The 257-nt window shown below is 72.0% G+C and carries 1 protein-coding gene; it reads right to left on the bottom strand.

All coding sequences use genetic code 11. The features are described from left to right. Positions 1–257 (bottom strand): SGNH/GDSL hydrolase family protein (locus J5474_RS22590; protein ID WP_483414426.1); only part of this gene is annotated, 257 nt, incomplete at both ends.

The following is a 257-nucleotide window of genomic DNA, read 5'->3' as shown; positions in this document are numbered from 1 at the left end:
GGATTGGGGTGGATGCCATCCGGCTGGTTCAGCGCCGGATCGCCGGCGATGCCTTCGAGGAAGAAGGGATCGAACAGGACCCCGGGCCGCTGCCCGAGCGCCTGGAAGACGCCGGCGAATTCGCGGCCGTAATCGGCGCCGAGATTGGGCGGGGCGAGCATGCCCGAGAGCAGCACCGGGATTCGCCGTGCCTCCAGCCGGTCGAGGATGGCGGTGAGGTTGCGGCGGGTCTCGGCCGGCGGCAGGCCGCGCAGCCC

This window comes from Sagittula salina (genome assembly GCF_017813235.1).
Classification (GTDB): domain Bacteria; phylum Pseudomonadota; class Alphaproteobacteria; order Rhodobacterales; family Rhodobacteraceae; genus Sagittula; species Sagittula salina.
This window is presented reverse-complemented; position numbering and strand designations above follow the sequence as displayed.